Source organism: Lutibacter litoralis (assembly GCF_014646675.1).
In the GTDB taxonomy this organism is placed as follows: Bacteria; Bacteroidota; Bacteroidia; order Flavobacteriales; family Flavobacteriaceae; genus Lutibacter; species Lutibacter litoralis.
This window is the reverse complement of sequence record NZ_BMNS01000004.1, coordinates 253,885-267,662: the sequence shown is the minus strand read 5'-3', so window position 1 is coordinate 267,662 and position 13,778 is coordinate 253,885. Positions and strand designations below refer to the sequence as shown.

Annotated in this window: 12 protein-coding genes; 4 read left to right on the top strand and 8 right to left on the bottom strand. The window is 29.8% G+C overall.

What is annotated here, in order from left to right; all coding sequences use genetic code 11:
* Positions 1-57 precede the first annotated feature (57 nt).
* On the top strand, positions 58-711 hold the full coding sequence (locus IEW75_RS07805) for a BON domain-containing protein (protein ID WP_134248664.1): 654 nt from the start codon (positions 58-60) through the stop codon (positions 709-711).
* Between the two features lie 106 nt (positions 712-817).
* A complete protein-coding gene (locus IEW75_RS07800; protein WP_134248665.1) occupies positions 818-1,585 on the top strand; it encodes an exodeoxyribonuclease III in 768 nt (255 codons plus the stop codon).
* 81 nt (positions 1,586-1,666) lie between these two features.
* Here IEW75_RS07800 and IEW75_RS07795 read toward each other — a convergent pair whose 3' ends face one another.
* The 5 genes from IEW75_RS07795 to IEW75_RS07775 form a co-directional block, all read right to left on the bottom strand.
* Positions 1,667-2,107 (bottom strand): Hsp20/alpha crystallin family protein, encoded by a 441-nt coding sequence (locus tag IEW75_RS07795; protein WP_134248666.1) that lies wholly within the window; start codon positions 2,105-2,107, stop codon positions 1,667-1,669.
* An 843-nt stretch (positions 2,108-2,950) separates the two neighbouring features.
* Complete coding sequence (locus tag IEW75_RS07790; RefSeq protein ID WP_134248667.1) at positions 2,951-4,423, bottom strand: glycoside hydrolase family 130 protein; 1,473 nt, start codon at positions 4,421-4,423, stop codon at positions 2,951-2,953.
* Positions 4,424-4,586: 163 nt separating this feature from the next.
* A complete protein-coding gene (locus IEW75_RS07785; RefSeq protein ID WP_134248668.1) occupies positions 4,587-5,756 on the bottom strand; it encodes a baeRF7 domain-containing protein in 1,170 nt (389 codons plus the stop codon).
* A 62-nt stretch (positions 5,757-5,818) separates the two neighbouring features.
* Positions 5,819-8,206, bottom strand: a complete 2,388-nt coding sequence (ppsA, locus tag IEW75_RS07780) for a phosphoenolpyruvate synthase (RefSeq protein ID WP_134248669.1) — start codon at positions 8,204-8,206, stop codon at positions 5,819-5,821.
* Between the two features lie 108 nt (positions 8,207-8,314).
* Positions 8,315-8,758: a DUF2267 domain-containing protein gene (locus tag IEW75_RS07775; RefSeq protein ID WP_134248670.1), complete on the bottom strand. Its 444-nt coding sequence runs from the start codon at positions 8,756-8,758 to the stop codon at positions 8,315-8,317.
* A 206-nt stretch (positions 8,759-8,964) separates the two neighbouring features.
* On the opposite strand from IEW75_RS07775, the gene IEW75_RS07770 reads away from it, so the two are divergent.
* Positions 8,965-9,375, top strand: a complete 411-nt coding sequence (locus IEW75_RS07770; protein WP_134248671.1) for a hypothetical protein — start codon at positions 8,965-8,967, stop codon at positions 9,373-9,375.
* A 190-nt stretch (positions 9,376-9,565) separates the two neighbouring features.
* Here the strand turns inward: IEW75_RS07770 and IEW75_RS07765 are convergent, their stop codons facing one another.
* The 3 genes from IEW75_RS07765 to kduI all read right to left on the bottom strand — a co-directional run bounded on the left by IEW75_RS07765 (position 9,566) and on the right by kduI (position 12,598).
* Positions 9,566-10,750: a BT3233 family polysaccharide utilization protein gene (locus tag IEW75_RS07765; RefSeq protein WP_134248672.1), complete on the bottom strand. Its 1,185-nt coding sequence runs from the start codon at positions 10,748-10,750 to the stop codon at positions 9,566-9,568.
* Positions 10,751-10,946: 196 nt separating this feature from the next.
* Complete coding sequence (locus IEW75_RS07760; RefSeq protein WP_134248673.1) at positions 10,947-11,735, bottom strand: gluconate 5-dehydrogenase; 789 nt, start codon at positions 11,733-11,735, stop codon at positions 10,947-10,949.
* A gap of 23 nt (positions 11,736-11,758) precedes the next feature.
* On the bottom strand, positions 11,759-12,598 hold the full coding sequence (gene kduI, locus IEW75_RS07755) for a 5-dehydro-4-deoxy-D-glucuronate isomerase (protein ID WP_134248674.1): 840 nt from the start codon (positions 12,596-12,598) through the stop codon (positions 11,759-11,761).
* A gap of 148 nt (positions 12,599-12,746) precedes the next feature.
* On the opposite strand from kduI, the gene IEW75_RS07750 reads away from it, so the two are divergent.
* Positions 12,747-13,772: a LacI family DNA-binding transcriptional regulator gene (locus IEW75_RS07750; RefSeq protein ID WP_134248675.1), complete on the top strand. Its 1,026-nt coding sequence runs from the start codon at positions 12,747-12,749 to the stop codon at positions 13,770-13,772.
* Positions 13,773-13,778: the final 6 nt, after the last annotated feature.

The window sequence follows — 13,778 nt, the reverse complement described above, 5'->3', positions numbered from 1 at the left end:
TAGTAATTAATTTTACATCGATTAGAAGTTATAATGTTTAACTTAAATTTTTTTATTATGAAAAGTGATAGTGCAATTAAGGAAGATGTTCTTGATGAATTAATGTGGCAACCAGATATTGATGAGACTCAAATTGGTGTTATTGTTGAAAACGGGGTAGTAACATTAACAGGAATTGTTGATAGTTACTCTAAAAAATTAGCAGCTGAGAAAGGGGTTAAAAATGTAAAAGGTGTTAAAGCTGTAGCTGATGATATTGAGGTTAAATATGGTGCAGCATACAAAAAAACAGATAAGGAAATAGCGAAAGCAGCAGTAAATGCTTTAAAATGGAACTCATCTGTACCTGAAGATAAGGTTACTATTGAAGTGCGTGATGGTTGGGTTTATTTGTCTGGAGAACTCAATTGGTTTTACCAAAAGGAAGCAGCATTAAAATCAGTTGAAACTTTGTTGGGAGTGAAAAAAGTAGTAAACAATATTACTTTAAAACAAGCTATAAAACCTACGGAAATTAAAGCTAAAATTACCAAAGCATTTGAACGTTTGGCCGATATAGATGCTAAGAATATTAAAGTTGATGTTGATGGTCATACGGTGAAATTAAAGGGAAAGGTACACTCATATGTTGAAAAAAATGAGGCTAAAAAAACAGCCTATGCGGCACCGGGTGTTTATAAAGTTGAAAACGAGATTGAAGTAGTTCTATAACTTCACTGTTAATTGAAAAAGCGAGACTGTTTAATTTATGTATTGTTCAGTCTCGTTTTTTTTGGAAAGTGAATATAAATCGTTTTTAACGTTTAAAAATAACATTATGAATATTATTTCTTGGAATATCAATGGAGTTAGAGCAATTATTAAAAATAACTTTTACGAATGGGTGTTAAAACAAAACCCAGATATTTTATGCTTACAAGAAATAAAAGCAACTAATGAGCAAACAACTCAATTATTGCAAGCTTTTAAAAATTTTAATATTTTTTCTAATTCAGCTGATAAAAAAGGGTATTCTGGCACTGCTTTATTAAGTAGAATAAAACCAATATTAGTTACAAGGTCTTATGAGTTTATGAAAATTGACAAAGAAGGAAGGGTCATTTGTGCTGAGTTTTCAAACTTTTTTTTAATAAATGTATATGTACCAAATTCGGGACTAAAATTGAAAAGACTTGATTATAGAAAAAAGTGGGATTCAGTTTTTTTAAACTATATAACTCGCTTAAGAAGGAAAAAACCAGTACTTATTTGTGGCGATTTAAATGTGGCCCATCGGGCAATAGATTTAAAGAATGATAAAGCAAACTTCAATAAAATTGCAGGATATACACAAGTTGAAATTGACGGGATGAACAATATTTTAAATAATGGTTTTGTTGATTCTTTCCGGCATTTATATCCTGATAAAATTGCATATACCTATTGGAGTTATCGGTTTAATGCAAGAGCTAAAAATAGTGGTTGGCGTATAGATTATATTTTAGTTGATGTTGTTTTAAAGAAAAGCATAAAAGAAGCTAGTATATTTTCTGATGTTTTTGGATCAGACCATTGTCCAATTGGAGTTCAACTAGATTTAATGTAAACACGATAAAAAAATATCGAGGTTTTTAGCCTCGACATTTTATTTCATTTTCATATTACAATAGATTCCCTTTTAAAGAAATTACGAAATTTCAATTACTTTTGGTTTTTGTTTTTTTGCTTCTTCTTTTTTAGCTAAACTAAATTTTAATATTCCATTGTCGTATTTCGCTTTTATTTTTTCATCAGCAATACTATCAGGTAATTGTAAAGATCTTTCAAAAGAAGCATAACTAAATTCTTTACGAGTGTAATTTTCATCTTTTTCTTCTTTAGTTTCTTCTTTCTTTGCAGAAATATTTAAGCAACCATCATCAATGGTAACTTCAAAATCTTTTTTGTTGTAACCAGGAGCGGCCAATTCAATTTCGAACTCATCTTTAGTTTCTTTGATATTCAAAGCTGGTTCATTCATTTTTTTTAACCATAATCTATCATTTAACAGATTATCTACGTTAAAATCTAAAAAATCTGGTGCGAGCAAATTTTCTAATGGACTTTTTCTAAATCTTACTAGTGACATAATTGTATATTTTTAAATTAAACTTATTAATTACTCAAATTTATTTCTAATATCAATTTCAAGAAATGATTTTCCTCAATTTCAAGTAATTAATAAATGATTTTTTTCATTAAATTTAAATACAATGTGAAGTTTATCTTGGTGTTTTTTTGTAATTGGCACAAAAAAACAGGAAGTCGAAACTTCCTGTTTCCGGAAGGGTTTAATATGTTAATAATAACTACATAATTTCTTATGTTATTCCTATACTTAATAAAACTGAAATTAGTTTTTTGTTACTATTAAATACCTTAACCCTTCTTTTCAATCCTCATAATTTTTCAAAAAAGAAGATCTATTTTTTTAGAAACAGGAAGCCTAAACTTCCTGTTTCCTGAAGCATTTATAGCTTTTTAATACTTTCAAACAATTTCAACATCAAGTTATTTTTAAAATAATATTAAAACCATTTTGCCATACCAAACGCTTTTAAATCCTCCATTTCAATCTCCATCGTTTTTCAAGAATGAAGATCTATTTTTTTAGAAACAGGAAGCCTAAACTTCCTGTTTCCTCCTGAAAAGACTTTGGAAACTTAGTGATATTGAAATAATCTTTCAAAAAATTTTTACTTCTAAAAATTAGAATCATAACTACAACTTCCATCAAAAAGTAGCTAAACCTCCTCAGTATAATTTACAGATTGTTTAAAAACAATGTAAATCTGTGTTTTTTCAAAGAACTTTTAATTTATACAACAAATTTAAGAGCTAAATAGCTATTATTTTATGATGAGCATCATTTTAGCATATGATTGTTATCAGAATTAAAGATTTTTTTATGAATTATTATTGATATGAATCTTTAGTTATTGTTGCCTTTTAATTCAGTGAGTAGTTCTTCTAAATTTACAGTTGCAAACGAAGAAGCATAGTCAGACATTGCATACGGAATACAAAGTTTACCGTTATGAACTATTGAGCCACAAGAATAAATAACATTTGGTACATAACCTTCTCTTTCCATTTCATTTGGAATCATTAATGGCATTTTCAATCGCCCAATTTCTTTCTCAGGATGTTCTAAATCATATAATGAGGCACCCATTACATATTCTCTCATTTGACCTACCGCATGGGTAATTACCAGCCATCCATCTTTTGTTTCAATGGGAGAACCGCAGTTTCCAACCTGAACAAATTCCCAGGGATATTTTGGTTTTTGTAATAACTTGGTCTCATTCCATCTATTTAAATCGTTAGAAAAAGAGATATAGTTATTTATCCCATCAATTCTACAGAGCATTGCATACTTACCATTTATTTTTCTTGGAAATAATGCCATTCCTTTATTTCTACCAACTTTACCATTTATTGGTGTAATTTTAAAATGGTAAAAGTTTTTAGTCATCATTAATTTAGGTAAAATTGTTATTCCATCATAAGCAGTATAGGTAGCATAGTAGGTTATTTCGCCATTATCATCAGTAAATTTTACAAACCGAGCATCTTCAATTCCATTTTTTTCATTATCAGAAATAGGAAAAATAACTCTCTCGGAAATATCAGTATCTAATGAAAATATAATTTCATAATGAGAAGATGCTAACCACATTATTTCATCACAAAGTATCTTACCCGATAAACACAAATTAAGTTCTTTTTTTACTTTTTTTACAGCTCGCTCCAATTCTCCATATGAAAAATTATCGGGAAGATTAGAAAAGAGTTTGGAAGAAATATCTTTATCATCTTTATGCAATTCAGAGAGTGCTAAGAGGAAATCTTTTTTACTATATGCATGTCTTTTTATAATTTTTGCCTCATTAATCATTTTACCTGGTTCTTCAAGGTGTAAATTACAATCTTCGTCAAGTGTCCCTCCTCTAAATACAATGGAAGAAATATGTCCTTCTCCAGTAGCTCTAAAGCTTATAATGACTCTTTTTTCTCCCTTTTGAACCACGCTTTGATCTGGATCTTCAACCATAGATGGGTTAAAAAATGCAGCCGATTCAATGGAGTATTCTTTTGTAAAATAGGAGCCAATGAGTGTTTTCATCACATTGCTGATATTATTTGTATTGAGATCTAGTTCCTTTAAAATATGGGATAACTTATTGAAATTATGTTCAAATGTTGCTGAAATATTTCTATGACGCTTAGAATAGCCTCTAAGAATTTTTACTAATTCTTCTTTTGCTTGCTCTTCTGATAGTTCAAGAATTTTTAGAATAATTCCTTTACTTTTTTCATCACCAGAATAATTAAAGCGAGCAATTATTCGACTAGAATTTGGACTGAAAACGATGTTCTTTCTATTAACTTTTAGTTGCATTAGACGTAGTGTTTTTAGATTCTAAAGAATGAATAATCATACCTAATTTCGTAAAATAATAATCAGATACTATCAAGTTAGGAGTGATTTCTGGGTTGTTAAATGGTTTCGATCAATTTCAATATTTTTTAATATTACACTTGCGTTTTATTATTGTTCAATTTCAATATCTAAAAATGGCGTTTAATGGTCTGCCTTTTACAGGCATTTCTTGAGCGTCTAAGACATAAACATTTCCTTTGTTTAAAAATGTTTGCACGGCAGCTAAGTTGGTAAGTGAACTATTTTGAATTTCTTTTTTAGTATCAAGTATTAGCTTTCCGTTTTCTATATTGTACAGTCCAAATTCATCTGTGTTCTTTTCAACAAATAAAGTATCTATTTTTCCTGAAATAGCAGCTGGAATAATTTCATTTAATTGGTATGAAACTTTTGGTGTATGGTATAGTTCCTGATATTGAGTTAATTGCTGTTTTTTAATTTCTTCGAAATATGGTTTTATTAATTTTAAAGAGGCTTCATGTAATTTCGTTTTGTTTTTAAATTCGGGATCACCTTTACAATTTTTAGTAAAAAGGTTTGGATAGGTATTTATTTTCTTATAGCTGTTAAACACGTTATTTGTACTGGCAATAACTAAAGGTGCCTTGTTGTTTTTAATGGCTTTGTTTACTGCCTTGTCAATTATCCTTAAAAAATTAGAGATTTCTTTTTTATCATCATCTTTACCTTCACCGTGTCCGTGAAAGGTTCCAGAACTAAATGCATCCTGACCACTTCTAAATTGCAACATTTTTTGTTTGAAATCAAATCCAACAGCTTTTTCCAACGTATCAGGCGCTAAACTTTTAATGTGAAGATTGGTTAAACCATAGGTAGAAGCTTCATATAGTTTTACATAATCCTGACTTAATTCAAGTAAATAATACATTTCTTCATCTTGATATAAGTGGAGAAGCGGCGTTAAATAAAAGGAACTTGCTACTTGTGTTTTGGTTATAAAAGGAATAGGAAGTGTATAATAATTCAATCGTTTTTTGTCTAAAAAGATTGCCAAACCTTCAGAAGGATTTCTCCATAATTCAACCTCAGAAATAAGGTCTTCTATTGGTTTTAAATAAGTAGTTATTTCGGTAGTACTTAGTTGATATTCTTTTAGGGTTTTATGCACATTTTTAATACATGCTTTTAATGTTTCTTGTGCTAAACGTTCATTTTGTTCTTTCCCTTTTTTATTCATTGGAAGATATATAGAAACACAATGCAGTGCATGATTTGCAGCTAAAGTCTTAAAAGTTTTTATAGGTAGCGGATGAAATTTAGAAGTTTTCATAAGTTGTTTTTTAAAGTTATTGGCAATACATAAGTTTTACTTTTCATAAATAATGAATTGAATTAATGCGTAAGATTGGCCGTTTTTTGTTCAGCTTTGTTGGTGTTTTCAATACCTTTTAACAAAGCATCAGGATTAAATGAAATACTATCAATACCTTTGTCTACTAAGAATTTAGCAAAATCTGGAAAATCACTTGGTGCTTGTCCACAAAAACCTATTTTCGTATTTGTTTTATGAGCTTTTTCAATGGCCATTTCAATCATAGTTTTAGCTGCTTTGTCATGTTCATCAAACAATTCGTTCATAAATTCGGAATCTCTATCTACTCCTAATGTAAGTTGTGTTAAATCATTTGAACCAATAGAAAATCCATCAAATATTGTTGCAAAATCTTCCGCTAAAATTACATTACTAGGTATTTCGACCATAGTATAAACTTCCAAACCATTTTTACCTTGTTCCAATTCAAAATCAGTCATAATTTTAATTACTTTTTTCCCTTCTTCAACAGTTCTACAAAAAGGAATCATTACTTTAAGGTTGCTTAAACCCATATGTTCTCGAACTTTTTTTATGGCTTTACATTCCAATCCAAAACCATCTTTATATAAGTCATGATAGTACCTTGAGGCTCCTCTAAAACCTAACATAGGATTCTGTTCTTTAGGTTCAAATTGTTTTCCTCCAATTAAATTTGCGTACTCATTGGTTTTAAAATCACTCATTCTAACAATCACTTCTTTCGGATAAAAAGCAGCCGCAATTGTAGCAATTCCCTCTGCTAACTTATCAATAAAATAGGCTTCTTTATTGGTGTAATTCTCGGTTAGTTTTTCAATTTTTTCTTTGGCACTTGCATCTTTAAGTTCATTAAATTTTATCAAAGCCATAGGATGAATTTTTACGCTGTGGGTTATAATAAATTCCATGCGTAATAGACCAACCCCGTTATTTGGATAAGCAGCCAATTGAAATGCTTTTTCAGGATCTGCCAAAATTAATTTCATTTCAGTTTTCGGCATTTTAATAGCTGAAAAATCAAGTGCTGTTTTTTCAAAAGGGAGGTTACCTTTGTAAATGTATCCTGTTTTTCCTTCTGCACAGGAAATAGTAATTACATGACCATCTGAAATAGTTTCAGTAGCATCGCCGCAGCCAACAACCGCTGGCACACCTAATTCCCTTGCAACAATTGAAGCGTGACTTGTGCGTCCTCCTTTATTTGTAATAATTCCACCCGATTTTTTTAGTATTGGATCCCAATCAGGCGTAATCGTATTTGTAACAATAATTTCTCCTTCTTGCAATTTAAACGCATCTTTAGGAGAACTTAGAATCCTGGCTGTACCCACAATTATTTTAGATCCAACAGCATTTCCTGTACTAAGAATTTCGCTCTTTTTCAACAATTTATATTCAAAAAACACTTTTTTATTTTTTGTTTGATGCACCGTTTCAGGACGTGCTTGTATGATAAAAAGTTGATTGTTAACACCGTCTTTAGCCCATTCAATATCCATTGCTTTTTTATAGTGCTCTTCAATTATTAAGGACCATTTAGCAAGTTGCTGTATTTCATCATCATTTAAAACAAATTGTTTTTGTTTGTTTAAAGGTGTTTCAAGATTTAGCAAAGAAGAATGACTGTTAGATTCGGCATAAATCATTGTTTTTTCTTTGGAACCCATTTTTTTTTGAATGATCCCGTTTTTACCAAGCTTAAGAGTTGGTTTAAATACATAAAACTCATCAGGTGTAACAGTTCCTTGAACAATATTTTCACCCAAACCCCAAACTCCTGAGAGTAGAATTATGTTTTCAAAACCAGATTCTGGTTCTATGGTAAATCCAACACCAGAGCAGCCAATATCTGAGCGCACCATTTTTTGAACACCTACAGAAATAGCAATATCACTATGAATAAATCCTTTGTCTTCTCGATATTTAATGGCCCGGTTGGTGTACAAAGAGGCGAAACAATTTTTAACAGCAGTTAGTAATTTTTTTTCACCTAAAATATTTAGGAAAGATTCGTGTTGCCCTGCAAAACTAGCCTCAGGAAGATCTTCGGCGGTTGCACTACTTCTAACGGCAACTTCAAAATAGGTGCCTTCGCATAAAACTTTATAAGCATCGATAATGGCTTTTGAAAATTCACCTGAAAAAGAAGCTTTTAAAATTAATTCTCTAGCTTGCTTACCAATATCATTTAAATTGGAATAATTATGTCTGTTTAATTTGCTTAAAAGATTGTTAAGTGGAATCTGTAAATTATTTTCCTCTAAAAATAAATTAAAGGCAAATGATGTTGTGGCAAATCCATTGGGAACCGAAATATTTTCGTGAACCAATTCATTATACATTTCACCTAATGAGGCATTTTTACCACCAACAAGTGTCACATCATGTATTCCTATTTCGCTAAATTTTTTTATTAATGATTTCATATTTAATTATTTCTTACTCTCAATCTTAAATTTCCTTTTAAAATAATAGCACCAAATTTTATTTCAATTTATTTGGAAGCTTTTTAGTGGACTCTCATAATTAGGTGTTTAAAATAGAAATTCTTCAAAAATTAAAGATTTTAATTCTTTAGGTAGCTCCGTTCTAATATCTTCCAACTCGCCATGTGAAACGTATTTTCTCAAAACTAAAAATGTTGTTTTTATGTATTTTATAGTTTTCTCATCAGATTGAAAATCATTAACAGCGGTAACACCATCAAATCTATTTATAAGGTCTATAAATTCAATCATGCTTTTAACCCGTTGTTTTTTATGACTAGACCATCCGTTTACATATACAGCTTTTAAAAACATAGGTAATTGAGCGATGAATTGTAATGATTCTTCCGTTGAAATAACTTCTCTTAAACCGTGTAATATTGCAGATAAAATGCGACCAGCTTTGTCTTTATCTTTAATATTTAATTTTTCAGCATACTCTTTCATAAAAGAATTTGCATCGGCGGCGTATTGATTAAAATTTAGTGACATGGTTTTATTTTTTAAGTTGAATTTTTTATTGATATAATTTGTTTAATGTATTAAAGCTATTAATACTATAAATTTTATAAAATGATATTGCTCAATTTTATAAAATAAACTTACTATTTATAAATGATGCCTTGTGAAATTGAGCAATATCATTTTTCATTGTTTATAATTTGACGTAATTACATTTGAATTAAAAAAACAACATTATGGATCCAATAGTTTCTTACAAGGCTTTTGAAATTAACAAGAGTTATAATGATGTTATTTATGATTCTTCAATCTGGATTTCAGATTTGAAATTCATGAATAAGGAACTACTTTTTTTTAAAACATTACTAAATTCGAACTTGTTTAAATCAACTATTCCTAATTTATTTGAAAGGCATCAAGTATTCCTTGAAGATATCGACAGATTGCATGAGAATAGTAATACTATTAAAGAAAAAATTGAAAGGTATAAGTGTAAAGTAACTGAAATTTTAAATAGCGATGTTTTTAGTTTTAGTGAAGGATATTTTGAGGCTTATGAATGTTTAGTAAAAGAAATTTTTGAGTTCAATCAAAAATATAAAAGTTTCAGAACTCAACTTTATGAATATTTAATCGAAATTATGTAGTTAAAATACTTGAGAAGTACTGTAAGCCATTCTCATATTGGTCAATAAATAGGAAGTAAAAAAAAATATTAGATTGCGGAATTTCTTATGAATATAAGGAAATCATCAAGGGTTAGAACTCCTTCTTTTCTGTAAAAAAAAGCCTTTGAAATTATATAAATTCAAAGGCCTTTTTAATTGATTTTTAATTTCAATTCAGAACTTCAACTGAAATAGGATTGTTAATTTTTAAGGAAATCTTATTTAAATGTTGTTCCCAGAGTTCTTTTGTAGGAAATTGTTTGCTTTCACTCCAAGCAAAACCAGCATAGTACACAACTTTACCTTCAATTACATTTAAATGTGCATACGCGTTGCTTAAATCTTTCTCGTCGGTATCGTATTTTTCAAAATCTACAAAATACTTTTTAGGAGCAATTATTGCCGTTCCAATTTCAGAATTTGGATGTGGTTGCCAGTAGCTAACCCAACCATTTTTAGCATTTCCAGAAACCTCACCATCTTTTTCGTGCAATGTTAATCCTGCTGAAATTTTGGCTTTGCCATTAATAGAAGTTTCAAATTTAGAAAAGTTACTTCCTAAATCTAAACTAATAATTTTAGACTCTTGAATGGTATTTCCGTTTGCATCCCAATCTTCATAATTTAAATAAAAACTAGTTCTAATTGGTCCTGTTGTAATGGTGCGCCATTCGATATAATTTTTAGAAAAGTAATAGTTGTTTCTACTTTTTACTGCAATCCCACCAACACCTCTACTAACACCTACATGAAAATTATCTAAACCTTCACCTGTATCTTCGTGGTAGCTTCCTGTTTTATCAACCAAGGTTTCTTTGTACCATTTGTTAATAATTGGATATTCTACTTTTTTTAACCACGCATCTACACCGCTAGAAAGTGTTCCTCCAGGAATACTATCTTCTATCATTTTTTGAGCTGTTGGGCCATAAACTCTAAAAGCAACTTTGTTGTTTTCCCAAGTATAATCGTCGGTACGTTCAGGTACAAAACGCGAGTAACATAAGTCTTTGGCAGTTGGTTTTTCTAAATGGGTTTTAGAAAGATTAATTATTTCGAATTTTTTTTCTGAATTAGCTTCTAATACAGGTTGAAATAATAATTTATCCATAACTCCATCACCGTCAAAATCTACTAATTGTGTTACTTCTAATTTGTTAGAAATAATATCTTTAATTCCTAAGTTGCTTAAATCTGTAACTTTTAAAAAGTCTTTTGTTAATTCTATAGTCTCAAAAGAACGCTCTAAATGAAGTGAATTTTTTAAGGTAATAATTGTAGCTTTTTTCTCTTGATTACAAGAAAAGAATGCTGTTGCAACTAGTAAAAGGGAAATTTTTTTAAGAGTATTCATTTTATATTGATTTAAAATAAAAAGTTTCTCGATACAAATTTTTTTGTTTCTCAAAATTCACTCGAAGTGACGTTAAATATTTATTAACTCATACACTGTCAAATCGAGTGATTTCAATTTTCCTACAAGATTGTATAGAGATTATTTTTAGGAATATGTTTTTTTAAAACTGCTAATTTAAAACTGTAACTAATTTTTACTCATTAGAAGGTTTTCCAATAGTGGCTAATATTCCACCATCAACATAAACAATATGTCCGTTCACAAAATCACTGGCTTTTGAGCTTAAAAATATAGCAGCACCTTGCAAATCTTCTGGAGCTCCCCAACGTGCAGCAGGAGTTCTTTTAATAATAAATTCGTTAAAAGGATGTCCATCTACTCTAATTGGAGCAGTTTGGCTCGTTGCAAAATATCCAGGGCCAATTCCATTTGTTTGAATATTAAATTTAGCCCATTCTGTAGCCATACTTTTGGTTAGCATTTTTAAACCGCCTTTTGCAGCTGCATAAGCACTAACTGTGTCTCTACCTAATTCACTCATCATAGAGCAGATGTTTATAATTTTTCCACCACCTCTATTAATCATTCCTTTTGCAACATTTTTAGAGACAATAAATGGTCCCACTAAATCAACATCAATTACAGTTTTAAAATCTTCAACTTCCATATCTACAATAGGAGTTCTTTTAATAATACCTGCATTGTTTACTAAAATATCTATAGGTCCAACTTCCTTTTCTATTTTTTCAATTGCTGTTATAACTGCTTTTTCATCGGTTACATCAAACACGTAGCCATATGCGTTTAAACCACAAGCTTTGTATTCTGCGACTGCTTCATCTAAAGCATCTTTTGAATAATTGTTTACAACAATTGTTGCGCCTGCATTACCTAAACCTTTAGCCATTGCCATTCCTAAACCGTGAACCGCACCAGTAACCAAAGCTACTTTTCCTGTTAAATCAAATAAATTTATTGACATAATTTTATGTTATTTTAATTAGTTTATCTTAAATCGGTTATTTTGCAAACATCCATATCTGCATAATCTAGGTTTTCACCTGCCATACCCCAAATAAAGGTATAATTGCTTGTTCCTGAACCTGAATGAATTGACCAAGGTGGAGAAATTACCGCTTGGTGATTGTCCATCCAAATATGACGTGTTTCTTGTGGTTCTCCCATAAAATGGCAAACTGCTTGATTTTCTGGGATGTCTAAATAAAAATACACTTCCATTCTTCTATCGTGCACGTGAGCAGGCATTGTGTTCCAAACACTTCCTGTTTTAAGTTCAGTCATTCCCATTTGTAATTGGCACGTAGTAACAATTCCTCCAATAATCATTTGATTTACAGTACGATGATTTGCTGTTTCTAAAGAACCTAATTCTAACTTATTTGCCTCAGCTTTACTAACTTGTTTTGTAGGATAACTAGTATGTGCAGGTGCAGAGTTTATGTAATATTTTGCTGGGTTTGTAGCATCGTCACTTTTAAAAACAACTTCTTTAGTACCACTTCCAATATACAAGGCGTCTTTAAAACCTAATTTATATACTTTACCATCAGCTTCAACGGTACCACGTCCTCCAACATTTATAATTCCTAATTCTCTTCTTTCTAAAAAGTATTTAGCTTTTAATGGATCAATAGTATTAAGAGTTAATGGATTTACAGGAACTGCAGACCCAGCAATATACCTGTCGTAATGCGTATAGGTTAAATTAATTTTACCTACTTCCATTAAGTTATTTATTAAAAACTCTTCTCTTAATTGTTGCGTGTCATATTGTTTAACCACTTTTGGACTTGAGGCGTACCTAACATCATAATTTGTGCTCATAATAATTCATATTTTTTGTAAAAGTAGTCATTTTATTTTAAAATACAATCGATTGTATTTTAAAATTTATTAGCTATATTTGTTCAGATTAAACAACAACATTACATTTACAATATTCAAAAAGAACTGAAATTATTTAATTTTTAGAATGAAAAAAGGAAAAATAACAATACACGACATTTCTAAAGAATTAGGAATAAACAGTTCTACAGTTTCAAGAGCTTTAAATAATAGTTCTAGGGTAACACAAAAAACAAAAGATAAAATTCTAAAAAAAGCGACTGAATTAGGATATCAAAGAAATAGTTTGGCATCTAAGTTAAGAACTAATAAAACAAATACAATTGGAGTAATTGTGCCTAGAATTTCAAGACAATTTTTTTCTTCAGTAATTTCAGGAATTGAGGAAACAGCTTACGATGCTGGATATGAAGTTATAATTTGTCAATCTCTTGATAATTTGGAGCGAGAACAAAAACTAATTGAAACCCTACTGTCTAATAGAGTTGATGGTATTTTAATTTCAGTTTCAACGCAAACTTTAGGCAAAGACGATTTTAATAATTGTAAGCAAAATGAGACTCCTATTATATTCTTTGACAGACCTTACAATATTGAAGAAAATACAAATGTTATTATAGATGATTTTAAAGCTGGTTTTGAAGCTACAGAACACCTAATTTTAAATGGGTGTAAAAATATTGTTCATTTTTCTGGCCCACAGCATTCTGAATTATATAAAAGAAGGAAAAATGGTTATTTAGCAGCTTTAAAAAAATATAATTTGACAATTGATTTTAATTATATTATAGCATCTAATTTAATGAAAAGTGATGGTATTGAAAATGCTAAAAAAATACTAGATTTGTCAAAAGTAGATGCTGTGTTTTCTGCAAATGATGTAGCGGCAATTAGCGCTATGATATATCTAAAAGATAAAGGTGTTAAGATACCGGACGAAATTGCATTTGTTGGCTTTAGTAATGAACAAATTTCAGCGGTAATAGAGCCATCTTTATCAACTATTAGTCAAAGTGATTTTAAAATGGGAACGGTAGCAGCTACCTTATTATTTAAGCAAATTGAGCAGAAAACTACTATTAAAGAAGGATATACTAAAATTTTGGAACCAAAGTTAATTATAAGAAATTCATCACAAAAGATTATTTTATAAAGTTTT

What these genes read in the sequence shown, in the direction of transcription:
- IEW75_RS07805 (WP_134248664.1), top strand. Translation starts at nt 58, where the DNA reads ATGAAAAGTGATAGTGCAATTAAGGAAGATGTTCTTGATGAATTAATG.
- IEW75_RS07800 (WP_134248665.1), top strand. Translation starts at nt 818, where the DNA reads ATGAATATTATTTCTTGGAATATCAATGGAGTTAGAGCAATTATTAAA.
- IEW75_RS07795 (WP_134248666.1), bottom strand. Translation starts at nt 2,107, where the DNA reads ATGTCACTAGTAAGATTTAGAAAAAGTCCATTAGAAAATTTGCTCGCA.
- IEW75_RS07790 (WP_134248667.1), bottom strand. Translation starts at nt 4,423, where the DNA reads ATGCAACTAAAAGTTAATAGAAAGAACATCGTTTTCAGTCCAAATTCT.
- IEW75_RS07785 (WP_134248668.1), bottom strand. Translation starts at nt 5,756, where the DNA reads ATGAAAACTTCTAAATTTCATCCGCTACCTATAAAAACTTTTAAGACT.
- ppsA (WP_134248669.1), bottom strand. Translation starts at nt 8,206, where the DNA reads ATGAAATCATTAATAAAAAAATTTAGCGAAATAGGAATACATGATGTG.
- IEW75_RS07775 (WP_134248670.1), bottom strand. Translation starts at nt 8,758, where the DNA reads ATGTCACTAAATTTTAATCAATACGCCGCCGATGCAAATTCTTTTATG.
- IEW75_RS07770 (WP_134248671.1), top strand. Translation starts at nt 8,965, where the DNA reads ATGGATCCAATAGTTTCTTACAAGGCTTTTGAAATTAACAAGAGTTAT.
- IEW75_RS07765 (WP_134248672.1), bottom strand. Translation starts at nt 10,750, where the DNA reads ATGAATACTCTTAAAAAAATTTCCCTTTTACTAGTTGCAACAGCATTC.
- IEW75_RS07760 (WP_134248673.1), bottom strand. Translation starts at nt 11,735, where the DNA reads ATGTCAATAAATTTATTTGATTTAACAGGAAAAGTAGCTTTGGTTACT.
- kduI (WP_134248674.1), bottom strand. Translation starts at nt 12,598, where the DNA reads ATGAGCACAAATTATGATGTTAGGTACGCCTCAAGTCCAAAAGTGGTT.
- IEW75_RS07750 (WP_134248675.1), top strand. Translation starts at nt 12,747, where the DNA reads ATGAAAAAAGGAAAAATAACAATACACGACATTTCTAAAGAATTAGGA.